24 protein-coding genes and 1 tRNA gene are annotated in these 25,607 nt (G+C 46.7%); 19 read left to right on the forward strand and 6 right to left on the reverse strand.

The window, feature by feature from the left end:
• The first annotated feature begins 252 nt into the window (after positions 1–252).
• The 9 genes from DWZ76_RS03145 to DWZ76_RS03185 all read left to right on the forward strand — a co-directional run bounded on the left by DWZ76_RS03145 (position 253) and on the right by DWZ76_RS03185 (position 10,071).
• Complete coding sequence (locus DWZ76_RS03145) at positions 253–1,209, forward strand: LysR family transcriptional regulator (protein ID WP_118471814.1); 957 nt, start codon at positions 253–255, stop codon at positions 1,207–1,209.
• 626 nt (positions 1,210–1,835) lie between these two features.
• The gene (locus DWZ76_RS03150) at positions 1,836–2,765 is read left to right on the forward strand and encodes a fumarylacetoacetate hydrolase family protein (protein WP_118471816.1); all 930 of its coding nucleotides are present in this window, start codon (positions 1,836–1,838) and stop codon (positions 2,763–2,765) included.
• 233 nt (positions 2,766–2,998) lie between these two features.
• Positions 2,999–3,793: an SDR family oxidoreductase gene (locus DWZ76_RS03155; protein WP_107001269.1), complete on the forward strand. Its 795-nt coding sequence runs from the start codon at positions 2,999–3,001 to the stop codon at positions 3,791–3,793.
• A gap of 273 nt (positions 3,794–4,066) precedes the next feature.
• A complete protein-coding gene (locus DWZ76_RS03160) occupies positions 4,067–5,314 on the forward strand; it encodes a dicarboxylate/amino acid:cation symporter (protein WP_118471818.1) in 1,248 nt (415 codons plus the stop codon).
• A 129-nt stretch (positions 5,315–5,443) separates the two neighbouring features.
• Positions 5,444–6,622, forward strand: coding sequence for a pyridoxal phosphate-dependent aminotransferase (locus DWZ76_RS03165; RefSeq protein ID WP_107001267.1), 1,179 nt, complete (start codon positions 5,444–5,446; stop codon positions 6,620–6,622).
• 279 nt (positions 6,623–6,901) lie between these two features.
• Positions 6,902–7,645, forward strand: coding sequence for a gamma-glutamyl-gamma-aminobutyrate hydrolase family protein (locus tag DWZ76_RS03170; protein ID WP_182427972.1), 744 nt, complete (start codon positions 6,902–6,904; stop codon positions 7,643–7,645).
• Positions 7,646–7,680: 35 nt separating this feature from the next.
• Complete coding sequence (locus DWZ76_RS03175; protein WP_118471822.1) at positions 7,681–9,018, forward strand: amino acid carrier protein; 1,338 nt, start codon at positions 7,681–7,683, stop codon at positions 9,016–9,018.
• Positions 9,019–9,119: 101 nt separating this feature from the next.
• A complete protein-coding gene (locus DWZ76_RS03180; protein WP_182427973.1) occupies positions 9,120–9,407 on the forward strand; it encodes an antibiotic biosynthesis monooxygenase family protein in 288 nt (95 codons plus the stop codon).
• Between the two features lie 118 nt (positions 9,408–9,525).
• Positions 9,526–10,071, forward strand: coding sequence for an NAD(P)H-dependent oxidoreductase (locus tag DWZ76_RS03185; RefSeq protein WP_118472006.1), 546 nt, complete (start codon positions 9,526–9,528; stop codon positions 10,069–10,071).
• A 136-nt stretch (positions 10,072–10,207) separates the two neighbouring features.
• Here the strand turns inward: DWZ76_RS03185 and DWZ76_RS03190 are convergent, their stop codons facing one another.
• A complete protein-coding gene (locus tag DWZ76_RS03190; protein WP_118471826.1) occupies positions 10,208–10,540 on the reverse strand; it encodes a helix-turn-helix domain-containing protein in 333 nt (110 codons plus the stop codon).
• 230 nt (positions 10,541–10,770) lie between these two features.
• Here DWZ76_RS03190 and DWZ76_RS03195 point away from each other — a divergent pair, with 230 nt between their 5' ends.
• On the forward strand, positions 10,771–11,154 hold the full coding sequence (locus DWZ76_RS03195) for a nuclear transport factor 2 family protein (protein WP_118471828.1): 384 nt from the start codon (positions 10,771–10,773) through the stop codon (positions 11,152–11,154).
• Positions 11,155–11,595: 441 nt separating this feature from the next.
• Here the strand turns inward: DWZ76_RS03195 and DWZ76_RS03205 are convergent, their stop codons facing one another.
• Positions 11,596–12,534 (reverse strand): LysR family transcriptional regulator, encoded by a 939-nt coding sequence (locus DWZ76_RS03205; RefSeq protein ID WP_118471832.1) that lies wholly within the window; start codon positions 12,532–12,534, stop codon positions 11,596–11,598.
• Positions 12,535–13,315: 781 nt separating this feature from the next.
• On the opposite strand from DWZ76_RS03205, the gene nifS reads away from it, so the two are divergent.
• From nifS to DWZ76_RS03230, 5 genes are all read left to right on the forward strand, one after another.
• On the forward strand, positions 13,316–14,503 hold the full coding sequence (gene nifS / locus DWZ76_RS03210; RefSeq protein WP_022358754.1) for a cysteine desulfurase NifS: 1,188 nt from the start codon (positions 13,316–13,318) through the stop codon (positions 14,501–14,503).
• 64 nt (positions 14,504–14,567) lie between these two features.
• Complete coding sequence (gene nifU / locus DWZ76_RS03215) at positions 14,568–15,005, forward strand: Fe-S cluster assembly scaffold protein NifU (RefSeq protein ID WP_022358753.1); 438 nt, start codon at positions 14,568–14,570, stop codon at positions 15,003–15,005.
• Positions 15,005–16,084, forward strand: a complete 1,080-nt coding sequence (gene mnmA / locus DWZ76_RS03220; protein ID WP_118471834.1) for a tRNA 2-thiouridine(34) synthase MnmA — start codon at positions 15,005–15,007, stop codon at positions 16,082–16,084. The genes nifU and mnmA overlap by 1 nt, the downstream gene beginning before the upstream one ends.
• Before the next feature lie 140 nt (positions 16,085–16,224).
• Positions 16,225–17,445, forward strand: coding sequence for an N-acetylmuramoyl-L-alanine amidase (locus DWZ76_RS03225; RefSeq protein ID WP_118471836.1), 1,221 nt, complete (start codon positions 16,225–16,227; stop codon positions 17,443–17,445).
• Between the two features lie 80 nt (positions 17,446–17,525).
• Positions 17,526–17,615, forward strand: a tRNA-Ser gene (locus DWZ76_RS03230).
• A gap of 175 nt (positions 17,616–17,790) precedes the next feature.
• Here the strand turns inward: DWZ76_RS03230 and DWZ76_RS03235 are convergent.
• Both DWZ76_RS03235 and DWZ76_RS03240 read right to left on the reverse strand, forming a co-directional pair.
• Positions 17,791–18,639 carry an aminotransferase class IV gene (locus DWZ76_RS03235; RefSeq protein WP_118471838.1) on the reverse strand — a complete coding sequence of 283 codons (849 nt, stop codon included), beginning with the start codon at positions 18,637–18,639 and terminating at the stop codon, positions 17,791–17,793.
• Between the two features lie 117 nt (positions 18,640–18,756).
• Positions 18,757–19,899: a hypothetical protein gene (locus DWZ76_RS03240; protein WP_118471840.1), complete on the reverse strand. Its 1,143-nt coding sequence runs from the start codon at positions 19,897–19,899 to the stop codon at positions 18,757–18,759.
• 212 nt (positions 19,900–20,111) lie between these two features.
• Here DWZ76_RS03240 and DWZ76_RS03245 point away from each other — a divergent pair, with 212 nt between their 5' ends.
• Positions 20,112–21,023, forward strand: coding sequence for a LysR family transcriptional regulator (locus tag DWZ76_RS03245; protein ID WP_118471842.1), 912 nt, complete (start codon positions 20,112–20,114; stop codon positions 21,021–21,023).
• A gap of 210 nt (positions 21,024–21,233) precedes the next feature.
• Here the strand turns inward: DWZ76_RS03245 and DWZ76_RS03250 are convergent, their stop codons facing one another.
• Complete coding sequence (locus DWZ76_RS03250; RefSeq protein WP_107001261.1) at positions 21,234–21,578, reverse strand: cupin domain-containing protein; 345 nt, start codon at positions 21,576–21,578, stop codon at positions 21,234–21,236.
• A gap of 143 nt (positions 21,579–21,721) precedes the next feature.
• Positions 21,722–22,537 carry a 4Fe-4S binding protein gene (locus DWZ76_RS03255; protein ID WP_118471844.1) on the reverse strand — a complete coding sequence of 272 codons (816 nt, stop codon included), beginning with the start codon at positions 22,535–22,537 and terminating at the stop codon, positions 21,722–21,724.
• Between the two features lie 440 nt (positions 22,538–22,977).
• Between DWZ76_RS03255 and DWZ76_RS03260 the strand changes: the two genes are divergently transcribed.
• From DWZ76_RS03260 to truA, 3 genes are read left to right on the forward strand one after another with little or no spacing between them, the layout of a single operon-like run.
• Positions 22,978–24,153: an aminotransferase class I/II-fold pyridoxal phosphate-dependent enzyme gene (locus DWZ76_RS03260; RefSeq protein ID WP_118471846.1), complete on the forward strand. Its 1,176-nt coding sequence runs from the start codon at positions 22,978–22,980 to the stop codon at positions 24,151–24,153.
• 44 nt (positions 24,154–24,197) lie between these two features.
• Entirely contained in the window at positions 24,198–24,776 is a 579-nt protein-coding gene (locus tag DWZ76_RS03265) for a VanZ family protein (RefSeq protein ID WP_118471848.1), read from the forward strand.
• A gap of 16 nt (positions 24,777–24,792) precedes the next feature.
• A complete protein-coding gene (gene truA, locus DWZ76_RS03270; RefSeq protein WP_118471850.1) occupies positions 24,793–25,548 on the forward strand; it encodes a tRNA pseudouridine(38-40) synthase TruA in 756 nt (251 codons plus the stop codon).
• The last annotated feature ends 59 nt before the right edge of the window (positions 25,549–25,607 follow it).

Consider the following 25,607-nt stretch of genomic DNA (forward strand, 5'->3'; position numbering starts at 1 on the left):
CTTCAGCATAGCGTCTTTTTCGTTGTTTTATAGGAAAGAACGCCTCATAAAGCAAGAGTGAAAAATACTCGGATTGTTGTTTAGAGACTGAAAATTGTGTAAAATTAGTATACATTACAGAATTGACGTGATAAAAAGAACTCGTTATAATGGCATAAAAAAATATTTTTACTTTTTTTCGGGGAGTGGCTTAAACATATAACCGGACAAAAGATAAAGTAGTACATAAAGATACAATGGAGGGATGGGAGTATGTTCAGTAAGCGTGAGTATGAATACGTGATGGAAATTGCGAAGGAAGGAAGTTTTTCAAAAGCAGCCCAGAAACTCTATATTTCCCAGCCAGCCCTCAGCGGCGCGATCAAGAAGATAGAGAAGCAGTTATATGGAATCGCTCTCTTTGACCGTAATGTGAACCCGGTGGCACTGACCCCGGCGGGGCAGTATTATCTGGAAAAAACGCGGAAGATATACGAGCTCAGCAATGAGATGGAGCAGCATTTTGCAGAGCTGGCGGGTATCCGTTCCGGTGTGATTAACATCGGAAGCTCCGGATATTTCTGTGCGTATTTTCTTCCGGAGGTGATCCGGGGCTATTGCAGACTGAATCCAAAGTGCCGGATCAACGTGACGGAGACGGATATTTCAGGGATGGATGCGGGGCTTAGAACCGGGCAGTTTGATATCACGATGGATGTCGAGGCACTCGACCCGGAGATGTTTGAGAGTGTGACGCTGGGGTATGAGTATATGATTATGGCGGTTCCTGCTTCCTTTGCTGTGAATGAGAAGCTGAAAGAGTTTCAGATCTCCAGGGAATCAATCCTGGAGCGGAGTTTTCTGGATGAAGCGGTGCGTGCGGTGGACCTTTCCAAAGTCTCGAAAGAACCATTTCTGATGCTGAAAAAGAATCAGGATTCTTATAAAAGGAGTATGGATATCTGCGCCCACGCTGGTTTCGAGCCGAAGGTGATTATGTATTTTGATCAGCTTCAGACTGCCTATAATGTGGCGCGGAGCGGACAGTCCGGTATCATCTTTTTTAGGGATGCACTGCTGAAATACATAGAGAAAACGGAAAAACTCTGTTATTACAAGATTGGCGATCCGCTGGCAAAGCGTGCAATCCTTTTGTCGATGAAGCGCTATCCGGGCGTGGGGGCAACAGTAGATGATTTTATCAAATACATTCTACTGGCTAAAAAATAGTTTAAAATTTCACAAAATACTGATAGGAAATTGCTTATAGTGCCATATTTAAAAATAACTCGGATTTTTAACCAGATAAAATACTGGAGTATATCCCATAGCTGAAAAAATAGAAACTCGGATGCAGAGCCTGGGCGGCGGCTATTCCCATGACTGTGCGAAAGCGATTGCACTGGTGCCGTTTTTCAAGGCTGCATATTAAAATAAGTGTTCAAATTCTCAGTGTCATGGACAGGCATAAGGATTCTCCTATGGACATCAAACATACTACTAGAACGATTAACTTATAAAATCCATAATAAAACGATTATATATATTTAAAATCATACGTCTGGAACAGGCATTTCCACTTCCTCCAACCACAAGGAAAGCCTGTATCCAGGCGTATTTTCGCTTATTAGGGAAGGTCAAGTATCATTTTAGACACGTTATGGTCCATAACCATTTACCTATACGTCCATATTCGAAAGAGAGTTGGAACATTTTTGGTGGGAATGGTAAAGTAATGTCAGAAAGAAACAGAGAGCTTCATGAGGTTGGGTTTCAGACGCTGAAACAAAATGAAAAGAAACAGACAAATAGAACTTCTGAAGAAGCAATCTCTGACAGATAAAGGAGGAAACCATATGAGATTTGCAACTATCAAAGTGAACGGAACAGAACAAGCCGGTATCGTCTTAAAGAATGGAGTGCTTCCGATTGAGGCACTGAATGCAGCAAAGGGAACTGCATGGGCCGAGGATGTCATGAGTCTCATCCAGAAGCAGCAGATTCCGGGACTGACAAAATGGTATAACGCAGGCGGCAAGGAAGAGCTGGAAAGTATTCCGGGACTGGTTCCGAGCGAGAAAGTTGTATACGGACCGCTCTACCGCAACCCGAAACGTATCTTTGGTATCGGCCTTAACTATGTAGACCATGCCGGAGACATCGGTTCTGCAGCTCCGAAGGGATTTCCGGGAAGCTTCTTCAAGCAGGCAGACACCCTGATTGGTCCGGGCGATGAAATCCTGCTTCCGAAGTTAAAAGAAGCACAGAAAACCACCGCAGAGGCTGAGCTTGGAATCATCATGGGCAAGGATTGCAGAGATGTATCCGAAGAAAACTGGCAGGATGCCATCGTCGGTTACACCACCATCCTTGATATGACCGAGGAATCCATCTTAAAGGGAAATGATTATGTAAGCGGCAATCCGAGATATTTAACTATCGTAAAGAACTTCCCGACCTTCTTCTCCTTCGGTCCGGAGCTTGTAACTCCGGATGAGGTACCGGATGTCAATGAACTTCTGGTTCAGAGTGTTCACAACGGTGAAGTTCATGCAGAAAACGTAGTAGCAAACATGACCCACAGACCGCCGCGTCTGGTATCCCTGCACAGCAGCATCCAGGGCTGGTACGCCGGAGACATCCTTTCCACCGGAACACCGAGAGCGTTCCACATCCAGGATGGCGATGTAGCAGAGTGCCGCATCACCGGACCGGACGGATTCGAGATGACACCACTTGTAAACCCGGTTGTTGATTTAAAGAAACATCCGGAGAAAGAAGCGTAAAAAATGAGATTTCATCCGTGATGGATGGAGATAAAAATGGGCTGCATGGTGATTTCCCCCAAATAGAATCGCCTTGTAATATGTACCGGGGATGGCGTGAAAGCGCCATCCCAATTCCAAGAAACTGACACATATCAGATACATTTGGGAAATAAGATACTTCAAAAAAACGAAAAATTCAAAAAGAACATTCAAATCATTTTATATATTCATTTTAAGCAGGAGGTAGCAACATGGATTTAGGATTAAAAGACAAAGTAGTTCTCTGTATGGCATCAGCAGCCGGACTTGGCAAGGGAATTGCAACCGAGATGGCAAGAGAAGGTGCAAAGGTTATGATTTGTACCGCAGAACCGTTTAAAGATCAGCTTCTGGAAGCACAGGCTGAGATTGAGAAAGAAACCGGAAACCGTCCGGAGACCTTCCTCTGCGATGTTAACAAGGCGGAGGACATCGAGGCACTTGTAAAACACACCGTTGAAACACTGGGCGATATCTACGCACTCGTAAATATGTGTCCGGGTCCGAAGCCGGGACCGTTCGTAAGCTTTGATGATGCGGCATGGGAGGGCGCTTTTGAGATGTGCCTGCTCTCCTACGTAAGAACCATCCGTGCGGTACTCCCGTCCATGAAACGTCTCGGCGGCGGTCGTATCGTAAACTCAACTTCTTCTTCCGTTAAGGACTGCCTGGACAACCTGATTCTTTCCAATACCATGAGAATGGGCGTTGTCGGCATGAGCAAGACCCTGGCGAGTGAGGTCGGCAAAGACAATATCTTAGTCAATGTCATTGGACCAGGTCGTATCGGCACCGCAAGAATTGAGAATCTGAACAAGATGCGTGCAGACAAGGCTGGCATCAGCGTAGCAGATTACGAGAAGGAAGACCTGAAGAAGTTCCCGATGGGACGCTACGGCACCATCGATGAATACGGACGTCTGGCTACATGGCTGTGCTCCGAGGCGAATACATACGTATCTGGTCAGACCATCCTGTTAGACGGTGCGATGACAAGAGCATACTAATTGCAAAACATGGCAAAGATGCATTTCCGGAATGCAGGACATCCGGAAGAGTTCACGGAAGGCATGTTTTGCAGGTGAATTGGGAAATTTACCCGGAACTGCAGATACCTCTCTCCCGGAGGACATTTGGGGAAATGAAATCTGGGAGAGAATATAGCATAGAGGAGGTTGTTTAAAGCAGGCACTTTTGAAATAGAAAGTGCTGTGAAACAACATGGTGGTCACATATGTGTGAACAGTAAGTGAGGGTATTGCATAAGAAGGGGAATATTCATGAAAGAAAAAAAGAAATTGAGCTTGGCGACAAAGACGTTCATCGGTTTTGGTCTTGGTATTGTCATCGGACTCGTATTTGGAGAAAAAGCAACCATTGTAAAACCTCTGGGAACCATCTTTTTAAATATGATTAAAATGATTGTCGTTCCGATGGTATTCTTTTCCATCACAGCGGGAGTCGCGAGCTTAGGAGACTTGAAAAAGCTTCGGAACATTGGCGTGAAGGTGGTTGGACTGTATGCGCTGACATCTGCACTCTGTGTAGGATTAGGGCTTATCATGGCAAACATCATCAATCCAGGAAAAGGATTTGATTTAACCGCGTTATCACAATCGACTGATTATGAGGCGCAGGCGATGCCGAGTATCATTGATACGTTAATCGATATGTTCCCATCCAACATTTTCACTTCTTTTACCAACACAAATATGCTGCAGATTATTGTATTTTCGGTATTCTTAGGCGTAGCACTTATCATGATGGGAAAAGAGGGGGAACGCCTTTTAGCAGGTGTACAGAGCTGTGCCAATGCAATGTATAAAATCACAGCCATTGTTATGGAGTTTTCTCCGATTGGTGTATGTGCACTGTTAGCAGATTCAGTTGGTGCATATGGTCTGAAAATCTTTGGACCGCTCGGAAAGCTGATTCTCACGGTTCATGCTTCCGATGTAATCCTTGTTTTACTGATGTATATTCCGATGGTAGCGCTTCTGGCAAAGTTCCCGGTAAAGAAATGGCTGCAGGGTATCTGGAAAGTATGGGTTGTAACGGCCAGCACCACCAGCAGCAGCGGTTCTCTTCCGATCACAACCTCTGTTACGAATGATGAGTTTGGTGTATCTTCCGAGTTATCATCGTTCTCCCTGCCGCTTGGCGCAACCATCAACATGAATGGTGGATGTATCTACTATGCAGCGGCTATCGTAATGACGGCACAGATTTATGGAATGAACCTGACACCGTCCGCATTGGTAAACATTATTATTTCTACTGTATTAGTAGCTATGGGCTGTCCGGGTGTTCCGGGAGGCGCGATCATCATGACCACGATTCTTCTGACGAACATGGGACTTCCGCTGGAGATTGTAGGTCTGATTGCCGGTATCTTCCGACTGATTGATATGGCAAATACAACCTTTAACGTAACCGGTGATGTGGTAACCACCATGGTGGTAGCACGTAGCGAGGGCATGATGCATACGCTGGGAACTGGTGCGGAAACCGAGACAAAGGCAGCGTAAGGGCTGGAGAACAGAAAAACGGAATTCCGGCCGGCTACCAGGAAAAATAAAATATTCTTGGAAAAGTGTCAGCAGATGCGGACCAATGAGAATCTGAGAGTATATGCAGAATGAAAAGGAGATTTTATTATGGATAAATTATTCGCAAAAAGAATGGATGAACTGGTTCCGTCTGGAATCCGTAAAGTAAACGAAAAGGCGCTGGCAATGGAGCGCGCAGGAGAGACGGTCATTCACTTTGAGTTAGGACGTCCGGATTTCGATACACCGGAATACATCAAGAATGCCTGCATCGAGGATATCAAAAAAGGCGATGTATTCTATACTTCCAACTTTGGTACCATGGAGCTGCGGGAGGCGATTGCCTGGAAATTAAAGACGCAGAACAATGTAGAGTACAAACCGACTGAGATCATCGTCAGTGTAGGTCTTTCCGAGGCAGTTTTTGATGTCATGGCAGCAATTCTCGACGAGGGCGATGAGGTTCTGGTTCCGAATCCGGGCTGGTTAAACTACTTAAATGTTCCGAAGCTTCTGGGCGCGGTTCCGATTACCTATACATTGAAAGAGGAGAATGATTACCAGATTGATCTCGATGAGATTCGTGCAAAGGTTACCCCACGGACCAAGGCACTCGTTCTTATCACTCCGAGCAATCCGACCGGCGGTGTGCTGGCAGAGGATGTGCTGAAAGAACTGGCAGAGATTGCTGTGAAGAACGATATCATGATTATATCAGATGAGGTATATGAGAGACTGTTATACGATGATGCAAAACACATCAGCATCGCCTCTCTTCCGGGCATGAAGGAGAGAACCATCACATTAAACGGCTTCTCCAAAGCATACTCCATGACCGGCTGGCGTCTCGGCTACGCAGCCTGCAGCGAAGAGATTGTCAAGACTGTCAATAAGCTGCATCAGCACGTGGTTACCTGTGCAAGTTCCTTCGTACAGAAAGCCGGCGTCGTAGCGCTGAAAGAAGAGAAGAACGAAGTAGCAGACATGGTAAAAGAGTATCAGAGACGTCGCGACTATGCAGTTAAAGCAATCAACGAGATCGACGGACTGAGCTGCCGCTGCCCGAAGGGTGCGTTCTACATCTTCATCAACATCGAAAAACTCGGCATGAGTGGACAGGAATTTGCCCCGTTGCTTCTTGAAAATGCCAAGGTAGCAATGGTACCGGGCGATGTATTCGGAAGCGAAGGCGACCACTATATCCGTATGTCCTTTGCAAACAGCTATGAGAATGTTGTTGAGGGATGCAAGAGACTGAAGGAATTTGTGGAGAAGATTCGTAAGTAATTTTAGAATTATAGAGAAATAGACTTCATACAACCTAATACACATATAAAAAAATTGAGCAGGTTGTCATATCCAGAAGGTGTGGCAACCTGTCTGAGTATTATTTTGCTTTACAGTTTGTCCTTTACAGATGTTTGTTAATGACTGGAGACATGATCCTTCAACTTGAACAGTTCTTAAGAGGAAGAGAACTGCAAATGCTGTATAGGAGCAAGCTTATAGAAAGATCGCTTTGCAAAAAAAATTATTATAATGACAAAACAGGAGGGGAACAAACAAATGAAAAAAGTCATGTATGTAGAACGAGAAAGAGACGAACACGGGATGTATGATGGCATTTCAGATGCGATGAAAAATCTGGATACAGAACTGGTTATTTCATTGGATCCGAAGGTGGTTGAAGAGTGCGATGGCATCTTGTTTCCAGGCGGTCTTCCGGATGTGGACCCGGCTCTCTATGGGGAAGAGAACCAGGGCAGCAAAAATCTGGACCGGGAACTGGATGAGCTTCAGCTTGCAGTTGTGGACGCGGCCGTTAAGGCTAAAAAACCAATTTTAGCGATTTGCCGAGGAATGCAGCTTGTCAACATATATTTTGGAGGAACCATTATCCAGGATCTGGAAAAAGGCAATATGCATACATATGAGTCAGGTGAAATTAAGCTGCATAATACGATTAATATCCGGAGAACACCGTTTGAGCTGATGTATGGGGCGAGCGGAATTGTAAACTCTGCACATCATCAGGCGGTTAAGAAGCCGGGAAAGGGATTTAAGATTGGCCAGGTATGGTTTTCCGGAATCCTTTCAAAAGAAGAAAAAGAAGAATGGATGAGAAAAATTGAAAATGAAGAAAAAGTTGAAGTGGAGTGTAAACGAAGCTGCATTATAGAGGGAATGGTCCATAAGGAACTTCCGATTATCGCGGTTCAGTGGCATCCGGAACTGATGCATGCGGATCCGGTTAGTGGAACGTTGGATCAGGATCGGATGTTTGTATATTTTGCATCTATGTACGAGTAATAAGAAAGCAGAGCTTATTAAGAAGGGAGATACGTATGGCAATCTATAATGCAATTATGGCGTTTACTGGGTGGATGTGGACACTTCCGATGCTGATTGTTCTGATTGGCGGAGGTCTGGTTATCACGGTCGCCTGCGATTTTGTACAGATCAAGCATTTTGGACATATGCTTAAGACAACCTTTGGAGATGCAGCACATCATAAGGATGAATCAGGTATTTCCAGCTGGTCGGCTATGGTGGCTACACTGGCCAACACGATCGGAACAGGAAACATCATTGGTGTCGGCAGCGCAATTGCACTGGGTGGACCGGGAGCTGTCTTTTGGATGTGGGTGATTGGATTTATCGCGATGGCTTTAAAATATGCGGAGGCTCTGCTGGGCGTTTACACACGGCAGAAAGATGAAAATGGACAGTGGCGTGGCGGAGCCAATATTTATCTGGCGAAGATATGGAAACCGCTTGGATGGATTTGGGCGGTATCCTGTTGCTTTGGTATGGGAATTGGCTGCGGCGTACATACAGGAGCCATTACATCATCCGTTGCTACGTTTGGCGTCCAACCAATGATTACAACCATTATCTGCTGCGTGATTATTATTGCAGTTCTCCTGGGCGGATTAGGTGCCCTGGTAAAGGTAACCGATAAACTGGTCCCGACGATGGCATTTATTTACATGGCAGCGGGAGCAATCCTGATTATTTTAAATATTCAAAATTTTGTTCCAGCATTTGTATCTATCTTTACGAACGCATTTACCGGAACGGCAGCAACCGGCGGATTTGCAGGAGCGGCGCTCTCAGCTACGATTAAAAATGGATGCGCAAGAGGTGTTTATTCGAATGATGGCGGAAACGGAAGTGCAAGTATCCTTCATGCCCAGGCGAATACCAATGAACCGGTAAAACAGGGAATGTTCGGTATTTTTGAAGTATTTATGTGTACGATGGTTATCTGTACATTCAGTGCGATGGTTATTTTGGTAACTGGAACATGGACAACAGGTGCTCCGGGTTCTGTCCTTGCAATCAATGCATTTGGCACGATTGGCTTAATCGGAAGACTGGTAGCTTCCATCAGCTTGATTTTGTTTGCAGCATCCTCGGCGTTATCCATGTCAACTTCTTCCGGAATTCTGGCAGAGAACCTGCTCGGTAAAGCAGCCAGAAAAATAATGCAGGTGCTGGTAGTTGTATTTTGCTTCTTAGGCGGAACGGTTGGTGTAGATGCAGCTCTGCCGTGGGTAGATGTCGGAAATATGATTATAATTTTAGTTCATGTCATTGGCATTATGTTCTGGGTTCCGAAAATGCGGGAACTGACACTTGATTACTTTAAACGTCTGAAAAATGGGGAAGTAGAGGCGTAAGAGGATGATTTTGTGGATGGTTGCAGTGTAATCGGCACTATTGAAATACAAAAACGTGTAAACTTGAAAGTATTAGTATTAAATAAATGGGAGATGGAAAGATGACAAACTTTGTTGCAGTACTGACGATTAAAAGCGGGAAAAGAAGTGAATACGCAGCGGAACTCAGACGCTTGCAGCTGATTGAAAACTTCCGCAAGCAAAAGGGTAATATTTATTATCAGATTGGTGAATCGATCACGGACTCTGATAAAATGGTAGTATCCGATGCCTGGGAAAAGGAGGCTGATTTTAAAGCGCATTGCAGCTCTGAACTGGTTCAGAATGAGTGGAATGAGCTTTATAAAAAATATGTAGAAGCAGAAGTATCAGATGTCTATGAAAAATAAAGGCCGGTAAATGGTAAAGCTGAAGGACATTTAGGATAGAATTACCTAAATGTCTTTTGGCTGCTCCGGAAATAGGGGGCAGAGTATTGATATATATTCAAGCATGGAGGAAGAGTTTGTGAATAAGAAAATTGTAATTTTAAATGGAAGCCCGAGGGAAAAGGGAAATACAGCTGCATTAGTAAATGCATTTTCAAAAGGCGCCGAGGAGGCCGGAAATACCGTCCGGATTTTCTGGCTTGGAAAGATGGAGATCCATGGCTGTAAAGGATGTTTTGGAGGAAAAAATGAGGAAGAATATCCCTGCGTCCAAAAAGATGATATGCAGCAGATTTATCAGCCGGTGAAAGAGGCAGATGTCGTTGTTATGGCATCACCGCTATATTATTGGAATATGAGTGGGCAGCTCCGGACGGCAGTGGATCGTTTGTTTGCACTTGAAGAAGGAAATAAAAATTACCTTCGCGGCAATAAGTCATCTGCACTTCTGATGGCAGCGGAAGGAAATGGGTTTGAGGATGCGGTGGTATATTACGATCACCTGATGGAATATTTAAGATGGAAAAATCTGGGCCATGTCCTGGCGGGCGGCAATATGATGCCGGGAGACGTTGACGGGAAAAAAGAAGTGGAACAGGCATATGAATTAGGAAAAAGCATTTAATTTATGTCTATTGCTGCCCATTTTCGGAAAATAAACGGTTCAAAGGCATATTTGAATGGAAGAGCGGAGTGAAGAGCACAAACGCCGGCCATCACTTTTTAGAAGAAAAGCCAGGATGGCGTTTGTGGGTATGAAATTATAGCCGATGCTTGTCACCCCAGTCACACATTCCGTCTAAAATGGGAATCAGGGACTTTCCGCGCTCGGTTAAGCTGTATTCTACTTTTGGAGGAATTTGTGGGTATTCTTCGCGATGAATTAATTGATCCATTTCAAGTTCTTTTAGGGTAGAACTAAGTGTTTTGTAAGAAATTCCACCGATATACTTTTTCATTTCATTGAAACGGACGACACCAAATTCCATCAGGGTATAGAGGATGGTCATTTTGTATTTTCCGTTGATTAATGACAGTGTGTAGCTAAATCCAGTGGTTTCCAATTGTTCTTTTGATATGCAGCGGGCCCCCATTTTACACTCTCCTTTTGGTTAGTATTGCACTTTTATGTGCGTACTTGTTCTTTTGATTATTATTGATATAATTATAATATAGTTATTAAGTAAAGTCAATTTGAACCGAAAAGAATGTGCGGATGGATGTCCTCTTACATAAACAGCTTGGACACCGCGAAAGAAAATAAACATATAAGGCAAATTGCTTTACATAAAATTAAAATGTATTCATTAAGGAGGAAACGATTATGAGAGCAGAATTAAAAGAGTATCAGGCGGTAGAAGAAGCAGCAATGAAATTTGTTAAGAGTGTCGCAGAGGGAAACAGTAAATATGCGAAAGAGCTGTTTACCGATGAAGCGGTTCTGTTTGGCTATCTGGATGGAAAACTGGAGCATGGTTCGATTGAGCAGTTTTATCATAATGTAGATACCGTTCCTGGTGGAGACAATTTTAAAGCCCGCGTTGATGTACTTCTGGTAGAGGAATCACTTGCGGTTGTACGTGTTCTGGAAGAAGGCTGGGGCAATCGGATTGATTTCACAGATGTATTGCTTCTGTTAAAGATGAATGGTGAATGGAAGTGCGTAGCGAAAGCATACAATCAGAATTCCAACACGATTCAGCGGTAATTAAAAAATAGTTGTTTGGATTTGGCGCAGCGGTTCTTGTAACTGCTGCGCATATTTTGGATGATAGGAAACTTTTTAATCATACCGAAATAGAAAGTGAGGAAAAGATGAAAAAGCTTTGTAGTAAACCCATATCTATTTCTAATGCCAACCTATATGATGATTCAGTGGATATTATGATGATGGCATGGAAGAGCAGTGCAGGATTGATGAAAAAGTGATGAGCAGGCTGCCACATTGAGGGAGATGTGGCAGCCTGTTTGGAACATGGCAAAAGAAGTATATTGACCTACTATATGAATTCGAAAATATGGTCAAAGGACTGGAGCTGGATCAAGAGGAAGTTTAAGCAGAAGAAGCAAATGCGAAAAGCACATGAAAGACATTTGGGAACAATAGAAGACTTTCATGTGCTTTTTGTGCTTAATAGAGCCTATGGCTTTATTCTTTTATTTTGTTTGCTTCCAGATTCCGGTAATACTCCTTCACCATATCGATAAAATCCTTCGCGTGTGGTGAAATAATGCTGTTCTTCTTATATAAAAGCAGCAGCGGCACGCTGAACGGTGGATTGTCTACGGTGAAGAATGCAAGCTGCTCCACGTGGGCAGTGTGGCGGATTCCGCCTTCCGGGAGGAAGGTGATGCCGAACCCTCTTGCCGCCAGGTTGACCGAAGTCGTACTGCTGGTGGTGTATAGGGCATCCTTTGGTTCCATATTCATCTTGGCAAAGAGGTTTTTCATGGCGTGTCCCATGACCTGATCCTCCTGCAGCAGGATGAAGCGTTCCCGGCGCAGCTTTTTCATGTCGATTGGAAGCGGATGGTCCGGAGTGCCTGCTTCCAGACCGCGGATAGCCGGATGGTCCTTGCTGGCTACCAGAAGGAGGCGCTCATTGAAGACGGTGTCATAGACGAAATCATCCAGATTGAGCGGCATATTCATCAGAGCGAAATCGATCTGATCCTCCTGTAACAGCTTGGAAAGCTGGGCAGTGTGGTGTTCACGTAAGGTGATGCGGACATCCGGGTGGCTTTCAGAGTAGCTTGGCAGGATATCCGGCAGCAGGACGGATCCGCGCCACAGCGTCATGCCGACATTCAGAGTACGGCTGCGCCCCGTTTTCAGCTCGCCGAGCTGTTCCTCAAACTGCCCGGTCAGGACTCCGACACTTTCCAGATAACGCATATAGATTTTTCCTGCCTCAGTTAGTTTGAGCGGCATATGGCTGCGATCGAAGAGCTTGACACCTAATTCCTTTTCGGTTCGTGCGATACACTGGCTTAAATATGGCTGTGACAGATATAATTTTTCAGCCGCTTTGGAAATGCTTCCCTCACGGACGGTGGTAATAAAATACTCCGGGTTTTTAATATACATTTTTCCGCCTCCATTTAGCTTAATTAGCCTTTGCTTTATAGGACTATTTTTAAATGCTTATATTATTGTAAAAAAACAATATTTATATTCTCGTTCCGGGGATGGTATTTCAAGTTGATGCGTGTTATATTATAGCCATCAGGAAAAAACAAGAGTTTTCACTTAGAAGTATCCTAATAATATATAATAATATTACAATAGCGATATGTCAAGTGAAGAACCGACCTGATTCTATACCAATCCCTTTTATGTATAAGTATTGACAGGTATCCGTTACCAGTTTATTTCTTTTTATTTATGTAAACCCTATTGCATCAACCCTCCATGTGCGGTCAGAAGCCAATGACAGCACTACAGCAGTTATCCGAAGATTCCCTCTTGGAGGATAACATGCGTTTCCACGGAATTGCTGCCGATTGGGTAACGGATTTCAAGGCAGAAGTGGAGCAAAGATTTAATAAAAAACCGTTTAGTCAGGAGTTGACCCCTCCTAGCTGGACGGTTTTTTATTGTCTGGATAAGTAAGGTGGAATAGCTTGAGCACATTATATACCCCATTTTTAACTAGGTTTTTTCAAAAACCCGCTCATTCTTGCTTGTATTTTTTCAATTTTCCTATATAATAATAAAGAACGTAGATGAAGCTTTTACCTTTATTGCTACAAACTATGTACGCAGCAAATGTTTACAGGCGGGGAGTTCCTGCCGTGAGATTCCGTGTGATACAATCACAATAAAGGCAGGCGTGCATACACTAAGAAGAAAGGCGGATTTATTAGTTATGAAACAGTTGATTTATCTGGACAATGCGGCGACAACCAAAACGCGTCCGGAAGTAGTGGAGGCAATGCTCCCGTATTTTACGGAGTATTACGGCAACCCGTCTTCCGTTTATGAATTTTCGGCAGAGCCGAAGAGAGCGATTGCACAGGCCCGCGAGACGATCGCGAAAGCGCTGGGCGCAAAGTCCAACGAGATTTACTTTACCTACGGCGGCACGGAGTCTGATAACTGGGCGCTGATTTCCACAGCAGAGGCATATCAGGCAAAGGGCAAGCACATTATCACGACCAAGATTGAGCACCATGCGATTCTGCACACCTGTGAGTACCTGGAGCAGAGAGGCTTTGAGGTTACTTATCTGGATGTAGATGAGTTCGGTGTTGTTAAATTAGACGAGCTGGAGAAGGCGATCCGTCCGGACACCATCCTCATCTCTGTTATGTTTGCAAACAATGAGATCGGTACGATTGAGCCGATCAAGGAAATTGGTGAGATTGCGAAGAAACACGGCATTTTATTCCACACCGATGCGGTACAGGCATTTTGTCATGTTCCGATCAATGTAGATGAGTGTCATATCGATATGCTCAGTTCCAGCGCCCACAAGTTAAATGGACCGAAGGGAACCGGCTTCCTTTATATCCGTACCGGATTAAAGACTCGTTCCTTCATCCACGGCGGCGCGCAGGAGCGTAAACGCCGCGGCGGTACCGAGAATACGGCTGGTATCGTAGGATTCGGCAAGGCAGTTGAGATTGCGATGGCGACGATGGAAGAGCGCACAGCAAAAGAAAAAGCGATGCGTGACCACCTGATCGAGCGTGTATTAAAAGAAATTCCATTTGCACGCCTCAACGGACATCCGTCCCAGAGACTTTCCAACAATGCAAACTTTGCATTCCAGTTCATCGAGGGTGAATCCATGCTGATCATGCTTGACATGGAAGGCATCTGTGGTTCCAGCGGTTCTGCATGTACCTCCGGATCCCTGGATCCGTCCCATGTACTTCTGGCGATCGGACTGCCGCATGAGATTGCACACGGTTCCCTGCGTCTGACCCTGTCAGCCGAGACAACCATGGAGCAGATTGATTTCACGGTAGACTGCTTAAAGAAGATTGTAGAACGTCTTCGTTCTATGTCTCCGCTGTATGAGGATTACATTAAGAAACATCCGCAGCAGTAAGATTTAGACATTTTAAGCAAAATGAACATTCACAGTGAATGAAGATATAGAGAGGAAACACCCGATGTATTCAGAAAAAGTAATGGATCATTTCCAGCATCCGAGAAATGTAGGCGAGATTGAAAATGCCAGCGGTATGGGTACCGTCGGCAACGCAAAATGCGGTGATATTATGCGTATTTACCTGGATATCGATGACAACCAGATCATCCAGGATGTAAAATTTAAAACATTTGGCTGCGGTGCAGCCGTTGCGACCAGCAGCATGGCGACCGAGATGGTAAAAGGAAAAACTATCCAGGAAGCGATGGAAGTTACCAACAAAGCTGTTATGGAGGCACTGGACGGACTTCCGCCAGTTAAGGTACACTGTTCTCTGCTCGCAGAGGAGGCAATTCACGCTGCTCTCTGGGATTATGCTCAGAAGAATGGCATTGAGATCAAAGGACTCGTAAAACCGAAGACGGATATCGGCGAGGAAGACGTCGAAGAAGAGTATTGATGAAAAAGAAAAAAGTAGTAGTCGGCATGTCAGGAGGAGTTGACTCCTCCGTGGCTGCCTGGCTTTTAAAAGAACAAGGATACGATGTGATCGGCGTCACAATGCAGATCTGGCAGGATGAGACGAATGTAGAGCAGGAAGAGCACGGCGGCTGCTGTGGTCTGAGCGCTGTCGATGATGCCAGACGGGTTGCGGAACGGCTTGAGATCCCGTATTACGTGATGAACTTCAAAAAAGAGTTCAAAGAAAATGTCATGGATTACTTTGTACAGGAATATCTGGACGGACACACACCAAATCCATGTATTGCCTGTAACCGATATGTAAAATGGGAGTCCCTTTTGCAGAGAAGTCTGGAAATTGGGGCTGATTATATTGCAACGGGACATTATGCGCGCGTGAGGAAGCTGCCGAATGGCCGCTATGCGATCTGCAAGTCTGCGACGGCGGCGAAGGATCAGACCTACGCGCTTTATAACCTGACCCAGCATCAGCTTGCACACACTTTGATGCCGGTCGGCGAATATACGAAAGACAAGATTCGAGAGATGGCGGAGGAGATTGGACTTCCGGTGGCACACAAGCCGGACAGTCAGGAGATCTGTTTCGTGCCGGACAACGATTATGCAAAATTTATCGAGGAAAATAGTGATTGCCGGATTGACGAAGGCAATTTTGTAGATAAGTACGGCAATATTTTAGGTCATCATAAAGGAATTACCCATTATACGGTGGGACAGAGAAAGGGCTTAAATCTGGCACTTGGTCATCCGGTGTTCGTGACGGAGATCCGTCCGGAGACGAACGAGGTTGTGATCGGGGAAAATGAGGACGTCTTTTCTAACCGCCTGACCTGCCGGAACCTCAACTGGATGGCGATTGAGGATCTGGGCGATCAGGAGATGCGCGTCAGTGCGAAGATTCGTTACAGCCACAAAGGGGCATCCTGTACGATCCGCAAGATTGGCGAAGATCGGGTGGAATGCGTATTTGATGAGCCGCAGAGAGCGGCGACGCCGGGACAGGCAGTCGTTTTTTATGACGGCGAATATGTCGTAGGCGGCGGTACGATCGAATAATTTAGAAATGAAAGAAGATTTTAATTGGGCTGAAATCTCTGTCGGCATCAAAGTTGTGCTGCGATGCGATTGATTGGAAACAGTGAATGCGCGGATCATGGAGAGGTTAGAATCTTCTGTAAGATTGGAGTTTTTTATAAATGGCAAGAGGAGAAAGCAGAAAAAGAAAGCCAGGCACACCGGATTACCGGAAACGTTTCTGGGCGGCGGTGACCGCGATTGTGGTCGCGGCGGGTTCCATTGGCGTAAGCCATGCGGGATTTACCCTTCCGAATCAGGCACAGAAGCAGGTGCAGATGGCGGCTGCTGAGACAGAACCGGCGGAACAGACAGCGAAGAAACAGGTGCCGAATGCGGCAAAGCAAAGTCTGGAGCTGGAAGATGCACAGGGCATTCAGGAGGCGGATGCAGCGGCGGTTGCGGATCAGAGCGAGCTGGAGAGTGACAAAACGACGGCGAGCGGCTTCCGGAGTGTCGACGAGACAGTGTATGCGACTGAGAACCTGCTCAACGTGCGTTCGGGCTGTGGAACGGAGTATGAGATTGTGACACAGCTGAATCAGGGCGACAGCGTGCAGCGCGTCGGTATCGGAGACGGCTGGAGCGAGGTGCTTTATAAGGACAAGAGCTGTTTTATCCGTTCCGAATACTTGACGACGACCGAGCCGGGCAGTGAGGAAGCGACGGTCACAGCGCAGGGGGCAGAAGCGGATGCACAGGGTGCACCGGTGTCCAATGGACGTATCGTAGCGATCGACGCGGGACATCAGGCAAAGGGCAATCCGGACAAAGAACCAGTCGGACCGGGCTCCTCAACCATGAAGGCGAAGGTGGCTTCCGGCACCGAGGGCATATCGACGAAGCTGCCGGAATATGAGCTGACTTTATCAGTTTCGAAGAAGTTAAAACGGATTTTGGAAGAGAGAGGCTATCAGGTCGTCATGATCCGCGAGTCCAACGATGTCAACTTAAGCAATGCGGAGAGAGCGGAGATCGCCAACAAGAGCGGCGCCTCCATTTTCGTCCGGATTCACGGTAATTCGTTGGATAACACGACGGTCAACGGTACTCTTTCCATGTGCCAGACGGCGTCCAACCCGTACAACGGCGGGCTTCACGCGGCAAGCTATTCTCTTTCCAAGAAGATCACGGACTCTGTCTGCGCGGCAACCGGCTTCAAGAACCGCGGTGTGCAGGAGACAGACAGCATGAGCGGCATCAACTGGTGTAAGATACCGGTTTCCATTGTCGAGATGGGCTTTATGAGCAACCCGGAAGAAGATCAGAAGATGGCACGGGATGATTATCAGGAATTGATTGCCGGGGGAATTGCGAACGGAATTGATGCGTATTATCAGTAAATAGTGAAAAAAACAGATGACAAAAGTCAAAATATCATGTATAATAGTATAGGTGTTTCGAAGAGAAACACCTAATATCTGGAGACGTAGCGAAGCGGTCGTAACGCGGCGCACTCGAAATGCGTTTGTCGGTTCATCCCGGCACGAGGGTTCGAATCTCTCCGTCTCCGCGTCCTGGGGATCCTTGTAAATACAGGGATCCCTTATTTTATTTCATAGGAAATTGCGTCCTGTGAAACAAAAAATGCTCCGCGAGGATGCGCACTTGTGCGAAGCAGAAACATGTCGCAAGCGAAAAAGAGCTGCCACGTTTTGAGTGACAGCTCTTGGCAAATTTATGGATTTTTACCGTACCTTCGTATCTTCCGCATAAAACTCCGCATAAGCATCCTGCAAAGTCTTCAGCGTCTTCGGATCTTTTCCTCCGATTGGTTTTCCATCGAGTTCAACGGCCTGGATGCAGAGCCCGCCGGAGCTGCTGACAATGATTTCGTCGGCGTCTGCCAGTTCCTGCATGGTAAATGGTGCCTCGCTGGTCGGGATGCCGTTTTTCTCAGCTAACATCAGCAGATGTTTTAACGTGATGCCCGGAAGAATCAGATTATCTCTCGGTGGGGTGCGGAGAACGCCGTCCTTGATGATTAAGATATTGCTGTGGGCGCATTCGGTGACGCGTTCGCCGCGGTGGAAGACCGTTTCCTGGCAGCCCTGTTCGATGCAGCGCTGGTAAGCGATGACACTTGGAATCAGGTTCAGCGTCTTGATGTTGCAGTGCAGGAAACGGGTGTCCTCCATCGAGATCAGGCGGAAAGTCTTATCAAATGGAATCAGGTCGCACGGAACAGTAAAAATCATCAGATTTGGTTTTACGGAAGCAGGTGGAAACTGATGTCCACGATAGGTAGTTCCGCGGGAACACTGCCAGTACAGCATACCGTGGTCAATCTCATTGGCATCGATGCATTTCTGCAGCTCGGCACGCAGTTCTTCACGCGACATTTCAAACGGGATTTCCAGCAGCTTGCAGCTGTTGTAGAAACGGTCGAGGTGGTCGTCTGCGGCAAAAATGTTGTTGTTTGCAAAGGTGGTGGCATCGTAGCAGCCATCTCCAAAATAAACGGCGCGGTCCAACATCGGGATTTTCATTTCCTCGAGGGGGCCGATTTCTCCATTGTAATATCCGACATATTTCATTGCATATACTTCCTTTCTATGTTGATTCGAAAATACCTCGTCAAGTGTTTACATTATACCACATCCGCCTATAAGATGAAATCTCCCACAGGCGGATGTGTTCTTATCATTACATATTTATTTGTCTTTATGTTTAATAATCTTATATCCGCCTACCAGCAGCGTCGGCAGCAGGTAGAAGAGGATAAATCCGTAAGACAGGTACGAATAGCCCTGCTCGATCAAGGTGACAACGCCGACGCGGGATAATACGAGTGCAGCGATCAGCGTGATGACCGTAATCATACCGCGGTTTGTATCGGACAGCTTGGCAGCGCCCTTTTCCTCCATGGCAACGTCGAAACGGTCGATGATCATGTGGATGCAGCCAGTTGCCGTCTCAACCAGCGTCCAGCCCATAACGAGACTGAACAGTGCCATCAGTGCCGGTCCGCCGTTGACTGCCTTGATCATTTCCATCCACGGGGTTGTGACATCCGCGCCGACGATGGAGGTGTCACCGTAGAAGCACATCATCGCAAAGTAAGACAAAAACCACGGAATAACCATCAGAAGACCGGCGATCAGACCGGAAATAAAGGTTTCTTTCCGTTTGGTCTGGCGTGTCAGGGAGAACATGCCCATCGGGATGGAATTGATGTTGTAGGCAACATACAGGATACCGGTGTAAATGCACAGCGGAACAGTGACAGAGCCGTCGTAGGTGCTGGTGTCCATCGTGCTGAATACATGGGAAATGTTGCCGCCCTTGTTGACGAGTACCAGAATTGTAAACAGAATATAGCCGCCGTACAGTAAAATAGTACCGATCGATTCAAATTTCTCGATCACCTTGGAACCCTTAAAGTTCAGGAGTCCGCAGATCAGAACGATCACAACGGAGCCGAGAATATTCGGAAGTCCGACCTGCTCGAAAATACTTCCAGTTGCGGCTGCCATAACGGCAATCAGCAGAATCGCGATGAGGACAGTTAAAATATCCATCATCGGCCAGAGCGGTCCAATGACCTGCTTGATATAGTTTTTATAATCGTAAACCTTGTAGATCCGGCAGATCTCAAAGGTCAGGAAGGCAAACAGGGCAAAACCGATGCCGATCGTCAGTCCGGAGATCCAGCCCATCGCTCCGAATTTCGCACCGTAAGAATAAATCTCACGTCCGGTTGCATAGCCGCCGCCAATCAGAACCGATTGCAACAGGACGCCCGGCAGAATGTACTTGGCGTATGTGCCTTCGTAGAAATTTTTGAATTGTTTCATACCTTTCACTCACTTTCTTTTGTTGACTATTAAAAATTATAAAGGATGAATGAAAAACTTGCCAATAGAAAGAACAGATATTATAATAAGGGAAACTTATAACAAAACAGGAAAAGCCAGATCGAAAGCCCGTAAATTGGGCGGCATGATTCATTTTTTTGCTCGATCGAAAAGACGCGATTACATATAGGATATAGAAATGGGGAAATGAGATGAATTTAAAACAAATGGAATATTTTGTGGCGGCGGCGGAGCAGCTGAATTTTACGCGGGCGGCGAAAAAATGTTTTATTTCGCAGACAGCGATGACGCTGCAGATTCAGTCGTTGGAGGAGAAGATCGGGGTGCCGCTTTTTGTGCGGGACAAGCACCATGTCGAGCTGACGGCGGCGGGAAAGGTATATCTGAACGAGGCGCGGGCGGTTCTGGTCCGCGCCGAGGAGGCGGCGAAGCTCGCGCGGACGGCAGCGGAAGGCGTAGCTGGGGAGCTGACGATCGGATTTATCCGGGGATATGAGCAGAGCCGTTTTTCGGAGACGCTCAGAAGTTTTCATGAGGCGTACCCGAATATTTCGATTCATCTGCTGCGGGAAAATATGAGCGCGCTCTATGAGCTGTTAGATAATGGAACCTGCGATCTTGCGTTTAATCTGTCTCTGTACACGCAGAATTACGAGGATTTAAAGCACCGGTTCCTCAAACGATTTCCGATGATGGCGGTTCTTTATCCGGGGCATACGCTGGCGGGAGAGAGCCATCTGATGTACCGTGATCTGGCGCGGGAAGACTTTATCATCATGCAGCCGCAGGGGCGTTCCAACGATGAGGCGGAGGAAGTATTGATTTGTTACAATAAGGGCGGTTTTATACCGAATATCGTGGCGCGTGAACGGGAGGTACAGACGGTGCTTCTGGAGGTGTCAGCGGGATTTGGCGTGGCGATTCTCCCGGAATATGCCGTCCGCCATTATCGGAATGCGCGGAATCTGGTAGTGGTTCCGCTTCTCCGCGCGGACGGCAGCCCGGAAGAACTTGATTTTGAGATCGCATGGCGTCAGAGCAACCCGAATCCGGCGATTGAAAAGCTGCTGCAGTGGGTGGAGACGCATGAGTATGTGGAATAATGAAAGCTGGAAGCTGCTGTTCATATCTGTTGAAGGGAGATTAACTGGAAAAATGAACACAACCATGTGCTTATAAAATGAAAAACAGGCATATCGCAGAGAAAAGGATGAAAATCATGCATGGATTCCTGCGTTATGCCTGTTTTGGAATAAATGGATAAGGGCTGCTATCAGTCGGGCTGCATGGTAAAAAGAGTTTGAGCGCAGTCTTTATTTAAATGGGAAAACAACCGTCAACATCCATTTAAATGCTTCCGGTGCATAAACGGCGTGCGGCTTTTTCGCCGGCATGACGAGAACTTCGCCTGCGTGAACCAGGTGCTCGACGCCATCGACCGTGAAGCGGCCGGTGCCTTCCAGAACGGTCACCATCGCATCTCCGGTGGAATCATGGGTGGAGATTTCTTCGCCTTTTGCAAATGCAAACAGAGTAACGCTGACAGCTTCGTTCTGTGCCAGAGTCTTGCTGACGATCTGACCGTCTTCTGCGTTTACCAGGCCGGCTAAAGACTGCACTTTTTCGTGAGTAATGTTTTTGATGTATGGGTATTCCATAATGAACCTCCTTAATAAAATCTCGTTTAGATATATAAATTTTCGTATTCTTTTGAGTCTGATTGAGTCCATTCGGCAGGTGTGTATGGAGAGCGGAACCTGCACGAAATGGTTGGGTAGGTCAATCGGGGAAATGGCAGATATTAATCTAAAATCCGCCCATCGATCGAAATGGTTGTTACCTGCCATGGAATGAATTTTCCGCTTGCCTGCAAGGCATTTTTAACTGCCTGTTCAATGCCTCCGCAGCATGGAACCTCCATGCGGACAACGGTCACGCTCTTGATGTCGTTGCTGCGGATGATTTCGGTCAGCTTTTCGGAGTAGTCGATGCTGTCAAGCTTTGGACATCCGATCAAAGTTATTTTACCATGAATAAAGTCCTGATGGAAGCGGCTGTATGCGTAAGCGGTACAGTCGGCAGCGACCAAAAGTTTGGCACCGTCGAAATACGGGGCGCGGATCGGGGCTAATTTGATCTGAACCGGCCAGTTGGACAGAGCGCTTATTGGGGTGTTTTCTGAATGGTCACAAGCAGCGCTGCTAGGACCGCCTGTGGATGTGGCTGCTGAGGATGCATGGGAAGCAGCTGTGTCAGGACGTTTCAGGAAACGGCTCATGGATCCAGGACATCCGCCAAATGCCGGTGTCGCCGGTTTTGCTTCGGAACGTGCGGATGTGTTTGCCGCTGCGTTTGACTCTAATACCTGCTTTGCTTTGCGTGCTGCCATGTGGACCTGGACTGCCGCCTCATCGTAAGCCGCCGCCTCGCGCTCGACAAAGGAGATCGCGCCAGTCGGACAGGCTGGCAGACAGTCGCCCAGGCCGTCACAGTAATCATCTTTTAAAAGGGTTGCTTTACCGTCCACCATGCCGATCGCGCCCTCATGACAGGCGGAAGCGCAGAGACCGCAGCCGTTGCATTTTTTCTGATCAATTTCTACAATTCTTCGTACCATATAAATTCCTCGTCTTTCTTATTCATGTGCATCTGACCGATCTTCATACATGAAAGGATGAGATATGTCAGAACATCTATTTTGATTTTTTGTTTTCTTAAGTACATGATAAGTATAATCGTCCGGCATAGAAAAGTCCGTTGTTTTTACAACATTTTTGAAAAGTTATAATAGCTGGCGAGAGCTGTTATCCTCCCTTTACTTTCCCATATCCATGTACTATAATTAATACTTATATAGCCTGATGATGCAAAGCTGGATTGATAAGATTCAGCGAGGGCAGTTCGATGTGATTTGGTGGAACTGGTTGAATAAGTCATTTGACAGAGTGATCGGGCGGATGGGAATTATTAGAGTTTTAAAGAGGATTCATAGAGATAAAAATAGAAATAGAAAAGGAAAGAAAATCGGAGATTTCTTTCAAGAAAGGACAACACAAGATGAAATTTGCAAATAGAATGGACCGGTTTGGCGAGGGCGTGTTCTCCATGCTGGCGCAGATGAAGAAGAAAAAACTGGCGGAGGGGGAGATGATCGTTGATCTGAGCATCGGCGCACCGAATATTGCCCCCGCACCGCATATTTTAAAGGCGCTCAGCGAAGCCTGTCTGGTACCGGAAAATTACCTGTATGCAATTCAGGATCAGCAGGCACTTCTGGAGGCAGTGTCCGACTGGTATGCGCGCCGCTATGGAGTGGAGCTGAACCCGGAGACAGAGATTTGCTCTTTGCTCGGTTCCCAGGAGGGACTGGCGCACATCGCACTTTCGATCGTGGACGAGGGCGATGTGGTTTTGGTACCGGATCCGTGTTATCCGGTGTTTGCGGATGGTCCGTCTTTGGCGGGGGCAGAGCTTTACTATATGCCGCAGCGCGAAGAAAATCACTACATCATTGATTTGAAGGAAATTCCGGAGGAAGTCGCTCAGAAAGCGAAATTTATGATTGTTTCCTACCCGAACAATCCGACGGCGGTGCTGGCTCCAGACAGTTTCTATGAGGAATTGATTGCATTTGCAAAGAAATATGATATTATCGTTCTTCACGACAACGCCTACAGTGAGCTTGTGTTTGACGGAAGAACCTGCGGAAGTTTCCTGCGTTTTCCGGGCGCACGCGAGGTCGGCGTGGAGTTTAATTCGCTGTCAAAAACGTACGGATTGGCGGGCGCGCGCGTCGGCTTCTGTGTGGGAAATGAGGAAGTGGTCAGTCATCTGAAAACATTGAAATCCAACATGGATTATGGTATGTTCCTGCCGATTCAGAAAGCGGCGATCGCGGCGATCAGCGGTGACCAGAGCTGTGTGGCTTCGACGAGGGCGGCATATGAGAGACGGCGCGACTGTCTGTGCGACGGACTTGCATCCATCGGCTGGAAGATGGAAAAACCGGAAGGCACGATGTTTGTGTGGGCGCCGATCCCGGCAGGATTTACGGATTCACTGGAGTTTGTAAAGGCTTTATTTGAAAAAGCAGGTGTTCTGGTGACACCGGGCAGCGCATTTGGACCGTCGGGCGAAGGTCATGTGCGGATGGCACTGGTGCAGGACGAGGATGCGATTGCGCTGGCGGTGCGCCGGATTGCAGAGAGCGGCATTTTACAATCCAATCAGTAAAGATATAAATCAATAGAAGATAGAATGGATACAGGAATTTATAGATGAATGTGGAAAAAAATATCCGGGGAAGACAGAGAGTCCTGGTGACGGTCTGGATCTGGCATATTGTTTTAATTTTATATATTTTGTTTATCTACTCCAATTCCATGCGTCCGGCAGTACAGTCATCGGCGGAGAGCGGACGGATCCTCCGGTTTTTGCAGAAGCTGGCAGCAGAGTCCGGAGTGGCTGTACCATGGCTGACCGAACATATTGTGCGCAAATGTGCTCATTTTATTGAATATACAGGGCTGGGAATGCTGCTTAGACAGAGTGATGCCTGTGTGCGCAGGAACCGGACTGTCTCAGAAAAAATGCGGATAGAGGATTTGGTTGATCGGGGAGATGGGACTGGGAGAATGTGTGCGCTGACACCGGACGGACATGTATGGCTGGAAATCCACCGCATCGCTATATTTGCGGTTCCATTTCTGGATGAGACGATTCAGCTGTTTACCGAGGGGCGTTCTGGTCAGATCAGCGATGTGTGGCTGGATATGGCAGGAGCGCTGACCGGAACGTTGCTGTATCTGGCGGCGGGACAGATATATTTACGAATAAAAAAGAATGAAAATGGATAACACATGGAGAAAAAATATGCCGGATCGAAATATAAAAATCACCCTACAGTATGACGGAAGCCGCTATGACGGGTGGCAGAAACAGGGAAATACAGACAAGACAATTCAGGGAAAACTAGAACAGATTCTTGAAAAAATGGCAGGTCAGCCGGTTGAAGTACACGGTTCCGGGCGGACCGATGCAGGTGTCCATGCCTGGGGGCAGACGGCAAATTTTCATCTGCCGTCATCCTGTGATGAAATGAGTGCAGAGGAGATAAAGGCGTATATGAACCGCTATCTTCCAGATGATATCGCTGTCTTATCGGCACAGGAGGCGGGAACGCGTTTTCACAGCCGTTTAAATGCTGTTTCCAAGACGTACTGCTACCGGATTGAGACGGCAGCGAAGAAAAATGTATTTGAGCGCCGATATGTGTACGGTCTGGGGGAACCGCTGGACATAGCGTCCATGAGACGGGCGGCTGCGTATCTGACGGGTGAGCACGATTTTAAAGCATTCTGTTCGTTGAAACGGATGAAAAAATCGACGGTGCGGAATCTCACTGCTATTGAGCTGACCATGCAGGAAAGTGTGTGCGAACTGCATTTTCGTGGTAATGGCTTCCTATATAATATGGTAAGAATCCTTACCGGTACACTGATCGAGGTAGGACTTCATAAGCGGACACCAGAATCAGTGGCGGAGGCGCTTTTTTCCTGTGACCGAGCGCTGGCAGGCTTTACGGCGCCGCCGGAGGGGCTTTTTCTGGAACGGGTCGAGTATGAATAAAGCTGCATTGATTTTTGCCAGCTGCCGTGAGGAGCTGGACAGAAATCAGAAAAAATTCA

It is taken from the genome of Clostridium sp. AF35-15 (assembly GCF_003477745.1).
Lineage (GTDB): Bacteria > Bacillota > Clostridia > Lachnospirales > Lachnospiraceae > Otoolea > Otoolea fessa.

What these genes read in the sequence shown, in the direction of transcription:
- DWZ76_RS03180 (WP_182427973.1), top strand. Translation starts at nt 9,120, where the DNA reads ATGACAAACTTTGTTGCAGTACTGACGATTAAAAGCGGGAAAAGAAGT.
- DWZ76_RS03150 (WP_118471816.1), top strand. Translation starts at nt 1,836, where the DNA reads ATGAGATTTGCAACTATCAAAGTGAACGGAACAGAACAAGCCGGTATC.
- truA (WP_118471850.1), top strand. Translation starts at nt 24,793, where the DNA reads ATGCCGGATCGAAATATAAAAATCACCCTACAGTATGACGGAAGCCGC.
- DWZ76_RS03250 (WP_107001261.1), bottom strand. Translation starts at nt 21,578, where the DNA reads ATGGAATACCCATACATCAAAAACATTACTCACGAAAAAGTGCAGTCT.
- DWZ76_RS03240 (WP_118471840.1), bottom strand. Translation starts at nt 19,899, where the DNA reads ATGAAACAATTCAAAAATTTCTACGAAGGCACATACGCCAAGTACATT.
- DWZ76_RS03195 (WP_118471828.1), top strand. Translation starts at nt 10,771, where the DNA reads ATGAGAGCAGAATTAAAAGAGTATCAGGCGGTAGAAGAAGCAGCAATG.
- DWZ76_RS03255 (WP_118471844.1), bottom strand. Translation starts at nt 22,537, where the DNA reads ATGGTACGAAGAATTGTAGAAATTGATCAGAAAAAATGCAACGGCTGC.
- DWZ76_RS03165 (WP_107001267.1), top strand. Translation starts at nt 5,444, where the DNA reads ATGGATAAATTATTCGCAAAAAGAATGGATGAACTGGTTCCGTCTGGA.
- nifU (WP_022358753.1), top strand. Translation starts at nt 14,568, where the DNA reads ATGTATTCAGAAAAAGTAATGGATCATTTCCAGCATCCGAGAAATGTA.
- DWZ76_RS03225 (WP_118471836.1), top strand. Translation starts at nt 16,225, where the DNA reads ATGGCAAGAGGAGAAAGCAGAAAAAGAAAGCCAGGCACACCGGATTAC.
- DWZ76_RS03260 (WP_118471846.1), top strand. Translation starts at nt 22,978, where the DNA reads ATGAAATTTGCAAATAGAATGGACCGGTTTGGCGAGGGCGTGTTCTCC.
- DWZ76_RS03265 (WP_118471848.1), top strand. Translation starts at nt 24,198, where the DNA reads ATGAATGTGGAAAAAAATATCCGGGGAAGACAGAGAGTCCTGGTGACG.
- DWZ76_RS03190 (WP_118471826.1), bottom strand. Translation starts at nt 10,540, where the DNA reads ATGGGGGCCCGCTGCATATCAAAAGAACAATTGGAAACCACTGGATTT.
- DWZ76_RS03245 (WP_118471842.1), top strand. Translation starts at nt 20,112, where the DNA reads ATGAATTTAAAACAAATGGAATATTTTGTGGCGGCGGCGGAGCAGCTG.
- DWZ76_RS03175 (WP_118471822.1), top strand. Translation starts at nt 7,681, where the DNA reads ATGGCAATCTATAATGCAATTATGGCGTTTACTGGGTGGATGTGGACA.
- DWZ76_RS03235 (WP_118471838.1), bottom strand. Translation starts at nt 18,639, where the DNA reads ATGAAATATGTCGGATATTACAATGGAGAAATCGGCCCCCTCGAGGAA.
- DWZ76_RS03205 (WP_118471832.1), bottom strand. Translation starts at nt 12,534, where the DNA reads ATGTATATTAAAAACCCGGAGTATTTTATTACCACCGTCCGTGAGGGA.
- DWZ76_RS03170 (WP_182427972.1), top strand. Translation starts at nt 6,902, where the DNA reads ATGAAAAAAGTCATGTATGTAGAACGAGAAAGAGACGAACACGGGATG.
- DWZ76_RS03160 (WP_118471818.1), top strand. Translation starts at nt 4,067, where the DNA reads ATGAAAGAAAAAAAGAAATTGAGCTTGGCGACAAAGACGTTCATCGGT.
- nifS (WP_022358754.1), top strand. Translation starts at nt 13,316, where the DNA reads ATGAAACAGTTGATTTATCTGGACAATGCGGCGACAACCAAAACGCGT.
- mnmA (WP_118471834.1), top strand. Translation starts at nt 15,005, where the DNA reads ATGAAAAAGAAAAAAGTAGTAGTCGGCATGTCAGGAGGAGTTGACTCC.
- DWZ76_RS03155 (WP_107001269.1), top strand. Translation starts at nt 2,999, where the DNA reads ATGGATTTAGGATTAAAAGACAAAGTAGTTCTCTGTATGGCATCAGCA.
- DWZ76_RS03145 (WP_118471814.1), top strand. Translation starts at nt 253, where the DNA reads ATGTTCAGTAAGCGTGAGTATGAATACGTGATGGAAATTGCGAAGGAA.